Raw genomic sequence first — 15137 nt, 5'->3', positions numbered from 1 at the left:
TGCTCCTTAAATACTTTGTTTGCCTTTGCTACCTGCGCGTAGCTGCTAAAAGCTACGCGCGGTAAACAATTAACCTTGTTTTTTTAGTGCTTCAATACGACTTGAAAGGCTGAAAAGGCGGATAAAGCCTTCAGCGTGCTTCTGGTCGTAAACATCGTCAGCACCAAAGGTAGCGAAGTCTTCAGAGTAAAGGCTGTTAGGTGAGCGGCGTTGTGTAACCGTAGCTTGGCCTTTATAAAGCTTAACGACGATATCGCCCGTGACTTTCTTGGCAAAAGACGCAGCACCTGCAAGTAATGCATCGTTAAGAGCCGTAAACCAACGGCCATCATACATAACGTGTGAAAACTCAAGGCCAATTTGCTCACGGTACTTAAGTGCTGCTTTGTCTAGCACCATGGTTTCAAGCGCTTTATAGGCTTTAAGCAGTACGGTGCCTCCTGGCGTTTCATAGCAGCCGCGAGACTTCATGCCTACAAGACGGTTTTCAACAATGTCGATACGGCCTACACCGTGCGCTGCCGCTACTGTATTGAGCTTAACGAGAGCTTGATAAGGCGATAATGCTTCACCATCAACATGGGTCAGCTTACCTTCGTCAAAAGACAGGGTTACGCGCTCAGGTGTATCTGGCGCATCTTCTGGATCTACCGTTAGCGTCCACACTTGCTTGGTAGGCTCTTGCCATGGATCTTCAAGCTCGCCACCTTCGTGTGAAATGTGCCATGCGTTTGCATCACGGCTGTAAATCTTTGTCGCTGACGCTGTTGTCGCAATATTGCGCTCAGCTAGGTATGCAAGTAAGTCTTCGCGGCTTACCATATCCCACTCACGCCAAGGCGCGATAACGGTAAGATCTGGAGCAAGGGCGGCAAAGGTGCTTTCAAAACGCACTTGGTCGTTACCTTTACCGGTACAACCGTGGCAAAGCGCGTCGGCACCTACTTTACGGGCAATCTCAACTTGCGCTTTGGCGATGACCGGGCGCGCCATCGACGTACCTAATAAATATTCACCTTCGTATACCGCACCTGTCGTGATAGTAGGGAAGATATACTCGCTTACGAACTCTTCTTTTAAATCAACAATGTGGCACTCGCTCGCGCCAGACGCGATAGCTTTTTCATGAAGGCCTTCAAGCTCTTCATCACCTTGGCCCACATCTGCCGCAAACGCGACAACTTCACAGCCATAATTTTCTTTTAGCCATGGAATGATGGCTGATGTATCAAGCCCGCCTGAATAGGCCAGTACGATTTTTTTAACGTTTTGCATCTAAGTAAACCTCTTAGGTGCCTTTTTAGGCATTAAGTAATTGAGTAAGAATGGCGTTTTGGCCATGCATTCTATTTTCGGCTTGCTGCATTAATAGCGACTTGTCACTATCAATTAACGAGCCTGTAATTTCTAAGTCGCGATGGGCAGGCTGGCAATGCATAACATAGCTAGCGCCGGTTGCTTCCATCAGCGCTTCATTAACCTGGTAAGGCATGAATTTTTCTTTGATCACTTCAAGTGGTGTGTCATCACCCATTGAAAGCCACGTATCGGCATAAATAACGTCTGCACCGTTAGCGGCACTAAGGTCTGTGCTTTCAACAATCGATACACCGGTCTTTTCGGCAATCGCTTTTGCCTGCGCTACAATTTCAGGCGACGCTTCATGACCTTCTGGAGTCACCACTACTTGATTGCACCCCAGTAGGGCACCAACGATTAACAGAGAGTGAGTCACGTTGTTACCGTCGCCTACATAGGCCATGGTAAGACCTTCAGTTCTGCCGAAGCGTTCAAACATAGTAAGGTAGTCAGCAAGGCCTTGGCACGGATGGTATTTATCACACAGAGCGTTAATAACCGGCACTTTCGCCGCTTTTGAAAAGGTTTCTAGTGTTTCGTGAGAAAATACGCGAGCCACGATAGCGTCGGCCCAGCACGCAAGGTTAGCAGCGGTGTCTACTGCATCTTCACGACCTGCTAAGTTACCCGACTGCACATCTAAATACACCATATGGCCGCCAAGCTTGTTGATACCAATATCAAAGCTAACACGGGTTCGCAAAGACGGTTTTTCAAACAGGGCAACAATTGATTTCCCCGCTAGCACGTTGCTGTAACTTGCTGGGGCTTGTTTAATTTCTACAGCCAATTGCAGCAAGTTTTTCATTGCGTCGGGTGTCCAGTTTGCAAAGGTGAGTAGGTCCTGTTTCATTGTACTTCTCCGGCATTGCCTTTTGTTAGAGCAGCGTTTGTGGACTCTGTGTTTGCCAGCGCTGCGGGCAGAATTTGAGTGCCCGTTTTCTTATTTAAAATGTCGTTGATATCGGCTGCCCAGCTTGCGATGTAAACCGCGCGGTCTAGGCTTTCTGCAGACGCAAGTGCTGCATCTACTTTTACTTTCATTCCGTCAGTGATAACGCCTTCATCTGCGTACTTGGAAATACTTGAAGCGTTAAGTTCGCTAATTAGCGATTTGTCACCGTCAAGTACACCTTCAACATTGGAAAGTAACAAAAGTTCCGCGTTAAGAAGTTCAGCGATAACCGTAGCTGCTTGATCGGCATTTACATTCAGTAACCTGCCTTGTGGGCTTGAGCCAATAGAGCTAATTACCGGAAGTGTAGACTGCGCTAGTACGTTTTTCAGAAATGCAGCGTCAGCAGTTGAAGGTACGCCTACCGCACCGTATTGATCAGCCAGTGGCTCACATACCACCATATTCCCGTCTAGCAGAGATAAACCAACAGGAGTAATACCTGTGGCAAGTGCCGCTGCACAAAGCTGTTTATTCGCAGAGCCTGCAAGTGCGCCGCAAATATAAGGCATGTGCTCATCTGGCGTAACGCGAAGGCCATCAATTTTTGTACTTTGAAGGCCCAGGCTCGCCATTAGGGTTTCCACTAACGGGCCGCCGCCGTGCACCACAACAACGGGGCGTACGGTTTGAACTTCTTTTACGCTTAAAAATAAGCGCGTCATTGCCGCTGCATCGTCAAGTAATGCACCACCAACTTTAATTACAATAGGTGAAACACTCATAGTACTAACCCTGTTTCTACTGGTTGTTTCGTCATTATATTCAGGCACTGTATAGCCTGCGAGGCCGCGCCCTTCATCACGTTGTCTATAGCCGCTGTTACCACCGCATACCCAGATGCCTCGTCTAACTTCCAGTGAAGATCAACAAATGGGGTGTGAGCAACGTCGTCAATTTTTGGAAAACTCTTGCGCAACCGCACAATGGGTTTATCAGCATAGGCGTCAGTGTACGCTTGTTCAAGTTGGGCGCTGGTGGTACCAGCTTTAACTTTAACCGTCACCGTCGCCAATATTCCTCTTTTGAAGTTTCCTAAGTGCGGCGTAAAGATAACCGGTGTGCCTAAATATGCTTCTATTTCAGGCGTATGACGGTGGCCTAGCACGCCATATGCTTGCAGGCTTACTTCGAAAAAGCTGGTGGTAAGGCTAGCTTTTCTGCCCGCACCGGATACACCAGATACGGCGTTGATCACAGGGCGTACGCTTTCATCCAGCAAATTATGGTGAGCAAGAGGCTTAAGTGCACTAAGGCTCGCAGTGGGGTAGCAACCCGGCACAGCAATAACATCGGCACCGGCAATTTGGGCTTCGTGCCATTCGGCAAGACCATAAACAGCCTGAGCTAGGCTTTGTTCTTGCGTATGGGGAAAGCCATAAAACTGTTCGAAAACTTGGGTGTCTTTTAGCCTGAATGCGCCGGATAAATCGAGTACTTTGGCTTTACCTGATGATAACACTGGCATCCAGTCGTGGCTGGCCTCGTGGGGAGTGGCTAAGAAGATAAAATCAACGTTATCCGCCATCTCTTTTAATGCAGCATCTGAAATAGGGGTAAGCGTAGCGTTCACGTGAGCCAAATTGCCATGTAGCTCTGCGATATCTTTACCAGCGTCATTGCTATTTTCAGACACGTAGGTGCCCGCTAGTTCTAACGTAGGATGTTGATTCACCAACTGAACAAGTTGTGCCCCTGTGTAACCACTGGCACCAATAATTGAAACGTTGTACATAATTTAAAATTCAATAAAAGGAGAAAAAAATCACTTTTTACCTTTGTAAACTGGTTGGGCGTAAATCCTTGCCTAACCGCGACCACATTACAAAGGTAAAAAGTGTGCTACAGAATGCGCATAGGAGTGCACACGCATCGTCGTGCGCTATGCAAGGTGTAGCCAGCCAGGGGAGAGGTAAACTCTTTGTCGTTGCTAGTGGTTGAACCAACAACGTGAGTTGGTTGTGCCATCATCAATTCCTATCATGTTACAACCCGTAATAAGTGGGTTGGATGCTTTAACCGTCGACTATTCTAACGTTATTGAATTTTTATTCAATAAAAATGTATAAATATTTTGTTTTCATGTTTTGCGCAGTTCGCTGGTAACGAATTAAGTAATAGTACATTTATAGTTGTTACAGTCAGTTGACAACACGAGCAAGAGAACTGAATATTTATATACGTTGTCGCATAACCATGACGTACATGAACAGCTTGCTTGTTGGCGTCGTCTTTTTATTAGTACATTGAGCTATCTTGAAGTGTCTAACGAGTGGATGACAACCTACACACGGCTGTGAATACGTTTTGGAATAACCGGAAAATCAAATGGGCAAACTTACCTTGGCGCTTGTTGCGCACGATCATAAAAAACCTGAGTTGTTAGCATGGGTCAAGCAACACATTAACGTACTTGAACAATGCAATTTAGTGGGAACAGGAACGACCGGCGGCCTCGTTGCCAGCGAAACCGGACTTGATGTCACTCGGTATAAAAGTGGCCCGCTTGGTGGCGACCAGCAAATAGGGGCACTCATCGCTGAAAATAAACTTGATGCACTTTTCTTTTTTTGGGACCCACTAAATCCAGCGCCACATGATCCGGATGTTAAAGCGCTGCTGCGATTGTGCTCGGTCTGGAATGTGCCTGTAGCCTGTACGCCAGCGACGGCTGACTTAGTAATAACGTCGCCATTATTCTTATCGCCAGACTACAAACCGGTTAAGCCGAACTTTTAATACGCCTTTTAAGGTCAGTAGAGTTTGTCTGAACGGGCATGCTGATTCACTAAACAAAAAAAGGCTGGCCTAGGCCAGCACTTTTTACAGTGGGTAATCGGTTAAAGACACAGGTAGGTCTTATCTAAATATATCCCGTAGTTTACGCTCATCTTCACGCTGTGTTTTTAGTTCCGTTTTTTGCTCATCGGTAAGTAAGGCAAACATGGCTTGACGATGTTTGGCTTTCTCTACACCAGCGCTAACAATGTCGTCCTTATATTTCGTAACAAGCGCTTCCCAAGAAGCTTGCGAGAATGACGAGCTACGAATTAATTCGCGCTGTGCATCTTTAAAGCTACGCATGATTTGTCTGTTTGCTTCGGCGGTGTCTTTAAAAGACTCCCGAAGTGCACTAAGACTCTCTCTCTGTGTATCACTTAGCTCAATGCCTTCGAATGGCACGCCATCGCGCTTATGTTCATGGCCTTTACGGTTGTGATGGGAGAATTTTTTATCTTTACCTTCTCTGTCTAAACGTTTCGCAAATTGCGCTTTTTTCTCTTCAGATGCATTGCGACGGTTTTCTCTTTTAGCTTCTCTCTTTGCTTCTCGAGCTAAAACTTTTGCTTGCTGCTCTTCAGTTAGCACGTTGAAAATATCATGGCGAAGTTGTGCAAGAGCAAAGTGTTGAGTCTCACGCGCTTCAAATTGAGTTTGTATAAATGCACTGATTTGGGTTTCAGAGGCGGTCTCAAAATCAAAATCGGGCTTCTCAACACTTCCCTGCACAGGTCGAGGGGTGGCCTCTTTAAACGCGCTAACCAGCGTTTTTATTTCTTCACGCTGCAAGTCGCTCAAGCCTATGCCGCGAAGGTGCTTAACCATTTCTTTAACCGGTTCGTGGTGACGCATACCAGGGCCCGCGGGCTGAGCCAACGTAAGGCCGCTTAAGCTAATCGCCGCTACAGTAACACTAGCAATTAATAACTTTTTCATTGTCGTCTCCTTTTTGTTAGGACACGATAATAGTAGCTTTCTCAACAAGGAAAGCTGTCAACGTACTGTAAAGCTTATGTAAAGGTGATGCCGTTTTGTAATTGTAAAGGTCTGAAAAGTTATAGTATGCGTTTGACAGTCGCTTTCGGCAATGTTTGAAAGCTTCGCTTCAAGCGTAAGTTGAAGTTTATTTCGTTTACAGGCACTTTCATGAATCTAGCAGCAAAAGAGTTTAATTCCATGAGTTCAGATTTTCACTTGCAGTCAGTTCTAGTTATTGATGATGACCTTGAGCTTACAGAAATGCTTTCGGCGTACTTGTCCGGTATGGGCTATCAGGTTCAGGTGAAAAACGATGGCGAAGAAGGCTTGTCGGAGGCTATTTCAGGGCGTCATTACGACCTGATTTTGCTTGATGTAATGATGCCGAAAATGGACGGCTTCGATGTCTTAAAAAAGTTGCGAGCAAGCCACAGTACGCCTGTACTTATGCTTACGGCACGAGGCGATGACTACGACCGCATTTTAGGTCTTGAGATGGGCGCAGATGATTATTTGCCTAAGCCATTTAACCACAGAGAATTAGTTGCCCGTATCAAGGCCATTGTTCGTCGACACAACCTCTCAGCAACGGGGGGAGCCGTTGAGCAGGATTTGTTTGTAAATGGGATATTTTTAAGTCCAAGTAGTCAGCTTGCCAAAGTCGATGATGTTGAACTTACACTTACCACTACTGAATTTTTAATCTTGCGTTTGCTCATGCTAAATGCTGCACAGCGAGTGACGAAAGAAGAAATAAGCTTAAAGATACTGGGTAAACCGCTTCAAGCGTTTGACCGCAGTATCGATATGCACGTTAGCAACCTGCGTAAGAAAATGAGTGCAGTAGCCGTCGATGAAAAAATTAAAACCATCCGGGGCGTAGGGTATATGTTAATTACTGGAACCAATTAATGGTAAAAATACTACGCAGCATAAATCCAACACGTGCCATTATGGGGCGCATTTTTCTTTGGTTTTGGGCAACCTTTATTGTTACTGCTCTTCTGGCAATATGGGGAAGCCGCCTGTTTTTTGAAGACCTGCAAGTGGTGCAGATGAAGCCCCGTGAAGTGGCTGACTTAAACCAAGCAATTGAACGCATGCAGCGTGACCGATTGCAAACAATGCCATTACAGGCAGCGCTCGAGCGAAGTTCTCGGGGTGTAAGAGGACGGTTGATTGCCGTAAACGTTCAAGATAACAGCTTAACATCAGCCGGTGGCCCACCGCTGCGAGACAACGATGTAGCTGACTTACTGCGCCTGATAAATCAAACGTCACCCATTGCGGTTAAGCGGGGCGCATTTAAAATTATAGGCCCATTATTTTTTGAGCGAGAGGGCAAACGCTTTGCGCTTTTCTCAGCAAAGCTAGATATGCCAGAAAAGAGAACTCCTCCGATATTACTCTTTTTGACCATCGCTCTTATTACCACCATCCTTTTAAGCTGGTTATTTGCTAAATCGCTCACGACACCTATATTGCAAATTCAAGGCTCAGCAAAGCGTTTAGCGGGCGGAGATTGGCGAACGCGGGTTGAAGGGGCTGAGAAGCGTCAAGATGAATTGGGGCAACTTGCTCGTGATTTTAATAAGATGGCAGAACAGCTAGAGTCGATGTGGGGAGCGCAAAAGCGCCTGTTAGCCGATGTGTCTCACGAGCTACGCTCGCCACTTGCCCGACTGCAAATGGCGCTTGGCCTAGCTCATCAGCAAAATGTAGACCCAGAGACTCTGTCCCGCGTTGAGCGAGAAGCTGACCGAATGGAAGCGCTGGTGGCGCAGTTACTTACGTTAAGCCGCGCAGAATCCGGAGAGGCGACAATGCAGCGACAAGCATTGACCCTAGTGCTAAACGATGTCTTTACCGATGCTCACTTTGAAGCGGCGAACAAGAACAAGCAATTGCAAATAGACGATATTCCCAAAACGATCGTACTCATCGACAGTATGATGCTGTGCCGTGCAGTAGAGAATGTTCTACGCAACGCTATTAGGCACAGTAAATTTATTACCCATGTTTCATTTAGCGAGGATGACAAGCACTGGTGCATTCATATTGCAGACGATGGCGAGGGACTAACGGTTGAAGAATGTGACCGCATATTTTCTCCCTTCTACCGCGCCTCCCTAGCTCGGGAACGTGAATCCGGTGGCGTTGGCTTGGGTTTATCCATTGCAAAAGCGGCGGTTGAGTTGCATCATGGCCGTATTATCGCTGAACCTGACGAGCGCGGTGGGCTTCGCGTTACTCTGTCTTTTCCCAAGTGCTGAATAGGGCAACGACAGTGGTTACTGGCCGTATTTAAGCGCAACTTGACTGTAGAAAGGGGATTTATGAACTGGACGCTCACGTCTGAAAATAACTTAGCAAGCACCTTTGCCTCGCATATTAATCCTTTTTGGTTAGACAATGTTACTCAGGGCCATTTCCTGGGCAAAGGTGACATCACTGTGCGTTTTGCGCATTGCATTCCCGAATCACCAAGAGCAACAATAGTTATCTGTTCGGGGCGTATTGAATCTTATCTAAAGTACAAAGAGTTTGTTTACGATTTATATCAAAACGGATTTGCTGTTTTTATCTTAGATCACAGAGGTCAAGGCTTGTCAGATAGAATGACAAGGGATCCTCAGCACGGTTATGTAGCGCACTTTGATGACTACGTCGATGATTTCGTCACGTTTGTAGAGACTATTGTTAAGCCGTTGCAGCAAGGCCCTCTGCAGTTAATTTGTCATTCAATGGGTGGCGCGATTGGTGCGCTTACTTTACTGCGCTTGCCCAATCTATTTTCCAAAGCGGTCCTTGCATCGCCCATGTTTGGCATTAAGCCTTCCTTGCCTAATTGGCTAGCAAACGGATTAATTCGTACTGGGCTTGCCGTAAATAGAATGACAAAGAAAGATGCGGGTTATTTCTTTGGTCAAACTCCCTATATCGCGTTTCCTTTTTCATTGAATAAGCTCACTCACAGTAAAGCGCGGTATGCGTTGTTTCGTGAATTGTACGATGAAGAGCAAGAAATTCAGCTTGGTGGTGTAACCACTGAATGGCTGGCCGCTGCACATCAGGCAATGAATAAAATTGAAAGCAGTGCGAGAGGGATTACAACGCCTTCGCTGGTACTTAGCGCAGATGATGACGCGATTATTGATAATAAGCGACAAAGACGTGTCGCTCAGTTAATGCCGAATGCAACGCTTGAAATTGTGCCTCGTGCGTATCATGAGCTTTTTACTGAATCTGACGAAATACGCGAGCGTTCCGTTAAACGTATTCTCGACTTTTTAGCCTATGATTAGCGTTAGCAATAACCTCGTTTGACAGAAAGCGCTGCTTTCTTGCCATAAAAGCAACGTCAAAGATGATGCCAACCTCTGTTTCGTTATAAAATAGCCGAGTGATTAACTATTAAGGTAGTGTAGAAAGGCATGCTCGATATCGTACTTTATCAGCCAGAGATCCCGCCTAACACGGGAAATATCATTCGTTTATGTGCAAATAGTGGATTTACGCTGCACCTGATTGAGCCGTTAGGGTTCGAGTGGGACGATAAGCGTGTTCGCCGTGCCGGCTTAGATTACCACGAATTTGCTCATGTTAAGCGTCATGCAAATTTAGAAGCCTACCTTGAGGATGCAAAGCCAAACCGCGTATTTGCCTGCACGACGAAGGGAAAAGCGTTTCATAGCGATGTATCTTATAAAAAAGGCGACGCGCTAATCTTTGGTCCTGAAACCCGCGGTTTACCAGACGATTACATTCAATCCCTACCTCCAGAGCAGCGCGTTCGCATTCCTATGTTGCCAGATAGTCGCAGTATGAACCTGTCGAACGCAGTGTCGGTTTTTGTTTATGAAAGCTGGCGCCAATTAGGTTACGACGGAGCGCGATAGCACAAGACGGATAAAGCAGCCTGAAGACATTCGTTTTTATAAAGCCCCGGTGTAGGGGCTTTTTTATACCCAACCTACTCGCCCGCTACTTGACGTAGCCATACGCGTTCCTGAAATTGGACTGTACGTTAATGCATTACCAGGTGCGCATAGGGTAGAGATTATCGATAACAATCATTTCTACGTTGCGAATAATCATTATTATCGCAAGCATGGTAATCGCTACGTGGTCGTAGATTCACCCTATAAAAAAGTAAAAAAAGCTAAACGTTATAAACATAATCAGCATAGCTATCATAGCAATAAGAGAATAATAATGGTGAGGGAAGGGCGATAAATGCAGCTTTGAAAGCTGGCGAAAAATTAGGGAAAAAGAATCGTTAAGAGGGTGATGGTCTTTAGCGCTTAGCCAAGACCATCAATTACTTATTAAGCTTCTTGCTTTAAGTCTCGTCCTAGCAGGGCTAACGCTGCGTCTTTAGGCGATTTTCCGTGATAAAGCACGGCATAAATTTGTTCACAAATAGGCATTTCCACACCTACTTTCTTTGACAAAATATGTACTTCTTCAGTATTGCGATAACCCTCAACCACCTGACCAATTTCTTCAATAGCCACATCGACACTCTTGCCTTGGCCTAATGCCAATCCAAAGCGGCGGTTACGCGATTGATTATCGGTACAAGTTAGTACGAGGTCGCCAAGGCCGGCCATACCCATAAAGGTTTCTGGATTCGCCCCCAGCTTTACACCTAAACGCGTAAGCTCTGCTAAGCCTCGAGTAATCAGTGCAGTACGTGCATTGGCACCAAACCCTAAGCCGTCGGCTAGTCCTGCGCCAATGGCGATAACGTTTTTAACCGCTCCACCTAACTGAACACCGGTAAAGTCTGAATTCTTATAAACGCGGAACGACTTTGCACAATGCAATTTTGCTGCAAATTCATCGCTTAAGGTATCGTCAGTGGATGAGAGCGAGATGGCGGTAGGTAATCCTGCTACCATTTCTTTTGCAAAGGTAGGTCCTGATAACACGGCTAGGGGATAGTCAGTACCCAGTATTTCCTCCGCTACATCACGAAGTAAACGGCCGGTTTTAGGTTCGAGCCCTTTAGTCGCCCAAATTATACGTTGATGCGGTTTTAGCAATGGTTTTAAGCTGTGAAGCATGGTTGCAAATGCATGGCTTGGAACCACAACCAATATATCTCGGCTTGCGGCAACAACGTCTTCTAAATCTGCGTTTACAACTAACGCTTCGGGAAACGTAGCGCCAGGGAGGTATCGCGTGTTTTCGCGATTCGCCGCCATTTCAGCAATGTGCTTTTCATCACGGCCCCAAAGCAGTGTTGGGTTGCCATTTCTGGCAAGACAAAAAGCAAGGGCGGTGCCGTAAGACCCCGCCCCCAATACTGAAACCGACTCTGAAACCGAATTCGACTTCATGTCCACGTCCTTTATGGTCACCTAATTAGGCGTCCATTTTAGGCGCTTCGCCTTGCGCTTGCTGTGCACGTTTTTGTACGTAAGCGGCAAAGATAGCGTCAAAGTTTACAGGTGCTAGGTTAAGTGGAGGGAAAGTTCCACGATTAACCAGGTTAGAGATAGCTTCACGCGCATATGGGAATAGCATGTTCGGGCAGAACGAACCTAGCGTGTGTGCTTTGTTTTGATCTGGCATTTCGCCAATGGCAAAGATACCTGCTTGCTGAACTTCACAAAGGAACGCTGTTTCTTCGCCAAGTGTTGCTGTAACGGTAACTGAAAGCACCACTTCAAACACATTTTCTTCTAACTTGTTCGTGCTAGTGTCGATGTCTAGTTTAATTTCCGGCTTCCACTCTTTAGTGAAAATAGCAGGTGCGTTTGGAGACTCAAAAGAAATATCTTTTGTGTAGATACGCTGAATATTGAACTGAGCACCTTGCTGCGCTGGTGCGCTTGCTGCTTCGCCGTTGTTTGTCTGATTTTCGTCAGCCATGGTATTTCCTATTTAATTGCCGTTTTAATTTAATGTAGTGCGTTGCTGTATGCGCTGACGCTTACGCTAAACCCAACATCGGATTTAGTTTGCTTTGTGCTTCTAAAGCCATCATATCATCACAGCCACCAACGTGCTGATCGTCAATGAAAATTTGCGGAACAGTCCAGCCGCCGTTGGCGCGCTCGATCATCTCGTCGCGCAGCTCAGGCTTAACATCGATCGGGTATTCAATAAATTCTACACCTTTTTGCGTCAACAGTGCTTTTGCACGGTGGCAATAGGGGCAATGGCCCTTGGTGTAAAGTTCTACTTTGCTCATAAAGGTTACCTGTTATTTAGAAACGGGAAGGCTGGCGCTTTGCCATGCGTTCATTCCGCCTTTTAATACATTCACATTAGCGAAGCCATCTTTTTGCATCGCGCTTGCTGTACCACGAGCCTGATTACCCATAGCGCATACTACGATAATGGGTTTGTCTTTACTGTTTTCAAGTTTCTTAAAGTTTTTCTCACGCAACTCTTCAGGTTTAATTTGTCTGGCACCCAAAATATGACCAGCCTTAAACTCTTTCGCAGGGCGTGTGTCTAGCACTATTGCATCTTCTTTATTAATTAGAAGTGTTGCTTCGTGAGTGCTCAACTCTTTTACCGGCGATGTCCATGCACTGATGTAGCTAAATATCAACATCGCAATCAGTGCAACCCAAATACCAGCAAGAATAAAATTGTTGCTAGCAAATTCAATTAGTTGATCCATTACCTCTAACCCTGTCTACAGACCATGAAAAGTGTGCAAAGTATATAGAAAACTGGGCGAGAAACCAGCCTACCTTCACGTAAGATGTGTCCAAGGCGCAGTACATCTTGGTCAAATACTTTAGATGATTGATATTACGAATAAATTGCACTGGGCTTATGGATAGTCGTCAGATACACTGGATTGGGTTATTAGCAGCAATGATGAAACCAGGTAGTTCATTATTGATATCAGTTGAGGTTTTAAGCGCACGTTATGTCAGCACGGTCATTATTTTCAATCATCGGGTGCATTATTGCCCTCATTTTGCTGCCGATTGGAAGTAGTGCTGTTGCGCAAGTAAGTAATGCCAGTGCTCAAAAAGAGAAATTAGCTGAACTTCAGGCTGAACTTCGCGCCCGTCAGCAGGTGCTAGAAAACAATAAGGCCAGTGCACAAGAACTTGAGAATGTGCTTAAAGCTTCAGAGCTTGAAATTGCAAAAGTCGCTAAAGCGTTGACGACAACTGGCCAAGCGTTAAAAAACGTTCAAAAAGAACAAGCCACACTTGAAAGCGAACAGGAAGCGCTTAAAGCAGCCATCCGAAAACAGCAATCTTTGTTGTCCAGTCAGCTTAAAAGTGCATTTATGGCAGGGCATTACGACTACGCAAAAATGGTATTTTATCAAGATGATGCTCGCACATTTGAGCGGGTTATTACCTATTATCAATACGTTGCAAAAGCCCGTCAGAAAGAAATAGAAAGCTTCCGTTCGAATGTGGCGAGATTGGAAGAAGTGAATGCTGAACTTGATAAGAAGGCGCAGTCACTCGCCGCGCTTAAAGAGGAACAAGAGGGGCAACGCGCGGTCTTGATAACCCGTCAGGACGACAGAAAGACCACACTGAAGAAAATAAACAAAACGATAGCGTCAGAAAATCAACGAATTGCGTCACTGCAAGCCGATGAAAAAGCGCTTAAAGATGCCATTGAAGCAGCGAGAATCGCTGCAGAGCGAGCGGCAAGAGAAGCGGAAGTGTCGATGGCGGGTTTAGCGAAACTTAAAGGAAAGCTCGCCCCGCCGGTGAACGGAAGAATACGTAACTTATTTGGAAGTCGCCGCCAAGGTCAGGTGTCGTGGAAGGGCATTGTCATAGATGGTGCAGAAGGCGACCCGGTCAATAGTATTGCGCCTGGTAAGGTGCTATATGCAGACTGGCTTCGAGGCTTCGGATTAGTTGCCATTGTTGATCACGGTAAAGGTTACATGAGCGTTTACGGGCACAATCAAGCTCTGCTCAAGCAAGCAGGCGACGATGTAAGGCAGGGGGAGCGTATTGCGCTTGTTGGTCGAAGCGGTGGTCAGGAATACCCCAATCTTTATTTTGAAATCCGTCACAAAGGAAAGGCGCTTAATCCTAGCGCCTGGCTCGATTAGCACGGTTATGCACAAACAAAGTTGAAACTGAATCAGTTGTTGGTATTCTAGAAATACTAGCAATGGGTGACAGCCCACATAGTGCGCTTGCGCTTAATAATAATGAAGAAAAATGGATGTAATTTAGATGCTTTTGCGTCTGCTAATGCCTTGTATAATCTTTGTTTTATGCGGGCTAATTAGCCTTCAAGTAAAAGCAAAGTCAGACATAATAATAATCTTAGATGACCTGGGGTACAGGCCGTCCGATGTTGCTGCTTTTTCTCTCCCTAAAGAAATTACTTTTTCTATTCTCCCACAGACTCCATTGGCCTCTGAGATCGCAAAGCGCGCAGATCAAGAAGGCAGAGCGATTATGCTGCATATGCCTATGCAAGCGCAAAACGGTAAGGATATGGGGCCCCTTGGGCTGACTACAGATATGTTTGCCGGAGCGATAACGCATAATGTACGTAAAGCGATTAAAAGTTTACCCAACGCAGTGGGACTTAATAATCATATGGGGAGCGCGTTTACTGGGCAACATGAGGCGATGGAGGCACTGTTAAAAGAAGTAAAGCGCCAAGGTTTATTTTTCGTCGACAGTCGCACAACAGTGCTAACGAAAGGCGAAGAAATTGCAGAGCGACTAGGAGTGCCTAATGCTAGTCGGCAGGTATTTCTTGATCACAAGTTAGACCCAACGTTCTTGCTTAAACAGTTTAATCAAATGAAGCGAATTGCTAAAAGAGACGGGCACGTGGTAGTTATTGGCCATCCTCATCCTGCAACGATAGACTTCTTAAACACCCATCTTCCTTCACTTGAAGAGGAAGGGTTTACGCTAACCTCTGTCGCCGACTATTTTTCACACGCACCTAAAGTGGCTAAACAATTTGCTGAAAAACACGCGCATACAGCATCTCTTACAAGTGTCTCTCCAACGTCTTCGCTACTTAATTAGTCTATTTTAATCTCATTAAGATCAAAATTTAATGTGTGAACGTTTCGCATTTTAAATAGTCT

16 protein-coding genes are annotated in these 15137 nt (G+C 45.8%); 7 read left to right on the top strand and 9 right to left on the bottom strand.

Annotated features, from left to right (window positions below; all coding sequences use genetic code 11):
• Positions 1-69: 69 nt before the first annotated feature.
• Genes C6Y39_RS06690 through argC form a run of 4 tightly spaced genes read right to left on the bottom strand, consistent with a single transcriptional unit; the run spans position 70 to position 4049 of the window.
• Positions 70-1275 carry an argininosuccinate synthase gene (locus tag C6Y39_RS06690; RefSeq protein ID WP_105930522.1) on the bottom strand — a complete coding sequence of 402 codons (1206 nt, stop codon included), beginning with the start codon at positions 1273-1275 and terminating at the stop codon, positions 70-72.
• 25 nt (positions 1276-1300) lie between these two features.
• On the bottom strand, positions 1301-2212 hold the full coding sequence (locus tag C6Y39_RS06685) for an ornithine carbamoyltransferase (protein WP_105930521.1): 912 nt from the start codon (positions 2210-2212) through the stop codon (positions 1301-1303).
• On the bottom strand, positions 2209-3039 hold the full coding sequence (gene argB / locus C6Y39_RS06680) for an acetylglutamate kinase (protein ID WP_105930520.1): 831 nt from the start codon (positions 3037-3039) through the stop codon (positions 2209-2211). The genes C6Y39_RS06685 and argB overlap by 4 nt, the downstream gene beginning before the upstream one ends.
• Positions 3036-4049 carry an N-acetyl-gamma-glutamyl-phosphate reductase gene (argC, locus tag C6Y39_RS06675; RefSeq protein ID WP_105930519.1) on the bottom strand — a complete coding sequence of 338 codons (1014 nt, stop codon included), beginning with the start codon at positions 4047-4049 and terminating at the stop codon, positions 3036-3038. Before argC ends, argB begins: the two co-directional genes overlap by 4 nt.
• A gap of 593 nt (positions 4050-4642) precedes the next feature.
• On the opposite strand from argC, the gene C6Y39_RS06670 reads away from it, so the two are divergent.
• Positions 4643-5053 carry a methylglyoxal synthase gene (locus tag C6Y39_RS06670; RefSeq protein ID WP_105930518.1) on the top strand — a complete coding sequence of 137 codons (411 nt, stop codon included), beginning with the start codon at positions 4643-4645 and terminating at the stop codon, positions 5051-5053.
• 120 nt (positions 5054-5173) lie between these two features.
• Here the strand turns inward: C6Y39_RS06670 and C6Y39_RS06665 are convergent, their stop codons facing one another.
• On the bottom strand, positions 5174-6031 hold the full coding sequence (locus C6Y39_RS06665) for a Spy/CpxP family protein refolding chaperone (protein ID WP_105930517.1): 858 nt from the start codon (positions 6029-6031) through the stop codon (positions 5174-5176).
• A gap of 210 nt (positions 6032-6241) precedes the next feature.
• Between C6Y39_RS06665 and C6Y39_RS06660 the strand changes: the two genes are divergently transcribed.
• The 4 genes from C6Y39_RS06660 (at position 6242) to trmL (ending at position 9972) form a co-directional block, all read left to right on the top strand.
• A complete protein-coding gene (locus tag C6Y39_RS06660) occupies positions 6242-6985 on the top strand; it encodes a response regulator transcription factor (protein ID WP_105930516.1) in 744 nt (247 codons plus the stop codon).
• A complete protein-coding gene (locus tag C6Y39_RS06655; protein WP_105930515.1) occupies positions 6985-8346 on the top strand; it encodes an ATP-binding protein in 1362 nt (453 codons plus the stop codon). Before C6Y39_RS06660 ends, C6Y39_RS06655 begins: the two co-directional genes overlap by 1 nt.
• Before the next feature lie 63 nt (positions 8347-8409).
• Positions 8410-9378 (top strand): alpha/beta fold hydrolase, encoded by a 969-nt coding sequence (locus C6Y39_RS06650; RefSeq protein ID WP_105930514.1) that lies wholly within the window; start codon positions 8410-8412, stop codon positions 9376-9378.
• A gap of 129 nt (positions 9379-9507) precedes the next feature.
• Entirely contained in the window at positions 9508-9972 is a 465-nt protein-coding gene (gene trmL, locus C6Y39_RS06645) for a tRNA (uridine(34)/cytosine(34)/5-carboxymethylaminomethyluridine(34)-2'-O)-methyltransferase TrmL (RefSeq protein ID WP_105930513.1), read from the top strand.
• Between the two features lie 429 nt (positions 9973-10401).
• Here trmL and gpsA read toward each other — a convergent pair whose 3' ends face one another.
• The 4 genes from gpsA to C6Y39_RS06620 all read right to left on the bottom strand — a co-directional run bounded on the left by gpsA (position 10402) and on the right by C6Y39_RS06620 (position 12713).
• Positions 10402-11418: an NAD(P)H-dependent glycerol-3-phosphate dehydrogenase gene (gene gpsA / locus C6Y39_RS06635; protein ID WP_105930512.1), complete on the bottom strand. Its 1017-nt coding sequence runs from the start codon at positions 11416-11418 to the stop codon at positions 10402-10404.
• A 25-nt stretch (positions 11419-11443) separates the two neighbouring features.
• Positions 11444-11953, bottom strand: coding sequence for a protein-export chaperone SecB (gene secB / locus C6Y39_RS06630; RefSeq protein ID WP_105930511.1), 510 nt, complete (start codon positions 11951-11953; stop codon positions 11444-11446).
• Positions 11954-12014: 61 nt separating this feature from the next.
• Positions 12015-12275, bottom strand: a complete 261-nt coding sequence (grxC, locus tag C6Y39_RS06625) for a glutaredoxin 3 (RefSeq protein WP_014948069.1) — start codon at positions 12273-12275, stop codon at positions 12015-12017.
• 12 nt (positions 12276-12287) lie between these two features.
• Positions 12288-12713 carry a rhodanese-like domain-containing protein gene (locus tag C6Y39_RS06620; protein WP_105930510.1) on the bottom strand — a complete coding sequence of 142 codons (426 nt, stop codon included), beginning with the start codon at positions 12711-12713 and terminating at the stop codon, positions 12288-12290.
• Between the two features lie 255 nt (positions 12714-12968).
• Here C6Y39_RS06620 and C6Y39_RS06615 point away from each other — a divergent pair, with 255 nt between their 5' ends.
• A complete protein-coding gene (locus tag C6Y39_RS06615; protein ID WP_105930509.1) occupies positions 12969-14132 on the top strand; it encodes a murein hydrolase activator EnvC family protein in 1164 nt (387 codons plus the stop codon).
• 127 nt (positions 14133-14259) lie between these two features.
• Positions 14260-15075, top strand: coding sequence for a divergent polysaccharide deacetylase family protein (locus tag C6Y39_RS06610; protein ID WP_338065009.1), 816 nt, complete (start codon positions 14260-14262; stop codon positions 15073-15075).
• Positions 15076-15137 lie beyond the last annotated feature (62 nt).

The sequence above is a fragment of the Alteromonas gracilis genome (assembly GCF_002993325.1).
Lineage (GTDB): Bacteria > Pseudomonadota > Gammaproteobacteria > Enterobacterales > Alteromonadaceae > Alteromonas > Alteromonas gracilis.
Note: the sequence above shows the minus strand (reverse complement) of the source record. Positions and strands in the feature narration are given on the sequence as shown.

Bases quoted from the DNA above. Each gene is read 5' to 3' on its own strand.
- grxC (WP_014948069.1), bottom strand. From the start codon at position 12,275: ATGAGCAAAGTAGAACTTTACACCAAGGGCCATTGCCCCTATTGCCAC.
- C6Y39_RS06660 (WP_105930516.1), top strand. From the start codon at position 6,242: ATGAATCTAGCAGCAAAAGAGTTTAATTCCATGAGTTCAGATTTTCAC.
- C6Y39_RS06690 (WP_105930522.1), bottom strand. From the start codon at position 1,275: ATGCAAAACGTTAAAAAAATCGTACTGGCCTATTCAGGCGGGCTTGAT.
- argB (WP_105930520.1), bottom strand. From the start codon at position 3,039: ATGAGTGTTTCACCTATTGTAATTAAAGTTGGTGGTGCATTACTTGAC.
- C6Y39_RS06670 (WP_105930518.1), top strand. From the start codon at position 4,643: ATGGGCAAACTTACCTTGGCGCTTGTTGCGCACGATCATAAAAAACCT.
- C6Y39_RS06665 (WP_105930517.1), bottom strand. From the start codon at position 6,031: ATGAAAAAGTTATTAATTGCTAGTGTTACTGTAGCGGCGATTAGCTTA.
- argC (WP_105930519.1), bottom strand. From the start codon at position 4,049: ATGTACAACGTTTCAATTATTGGTGCCAGTGGTTACACAGGGGCACAA.
- C6Y39_RS06610 (WP_338065009.1), top strand. From the start codon at position 14,260: ATGCTTTTGCGTCTGCTAATGCCTTGTATAATCTTTGTTTTATGCGGG.
- trmL (WP_105930513.1), top strand. From the start codon at position 9,508: ATGCTCGATATCGTACTTTATCAGCCAGAGATCCCGCCTAACACGGGA.
- C6Y39_RS06685 (WP_105930521.1), bottom strand. From the start codon at position 2,212: ATGAAACAGGACCTACTCACCTTTGCAAACTGGACACCCGACGCAATG.
- C6Y39_RS06655 (WP_105930515.1), top strand. From the start codon at position 6,985: ATGGTAAAAATACTACGCAGCATAAATCCAACACGTGCCATTATGGGG.
- C6Y39_RS06620 (WP_105930510.1), bottom strand. From the start codon at position 12,713: ATGGATCAACTAATTGAATTTGCTAGCAACAATTTTATTCTTGCTGGT.
- C6Y39_RS06650 (WP_105930514.1), top strand. From the start codon at position 8,410: ATGAACTGGACGCTCACGTCTGAAAATAACTTAGCAAGCACCTTTGCC.
- secB (WP_105930511.1), bottom strand. From the start codon at position 11,953: ATGGCTGACGAAAATCAGACAAACAACGGCGAAGCAGCAAGCGCACCA.
- C6Y39_RS06615 (WP_105930509.1), top strand. From the start codon at position 12,969: ATGTCAGCACGGTCATTATTTTCAATCATCGGGTGCATTATTGCCCTC.
- gpsA (WP_105930512.1), bottom strand. From the start codon at position 11,418: ATGAAGTCGAATTCGGTTTCAGAGTCGGTTTCAGTATTGGGGGCGGGG.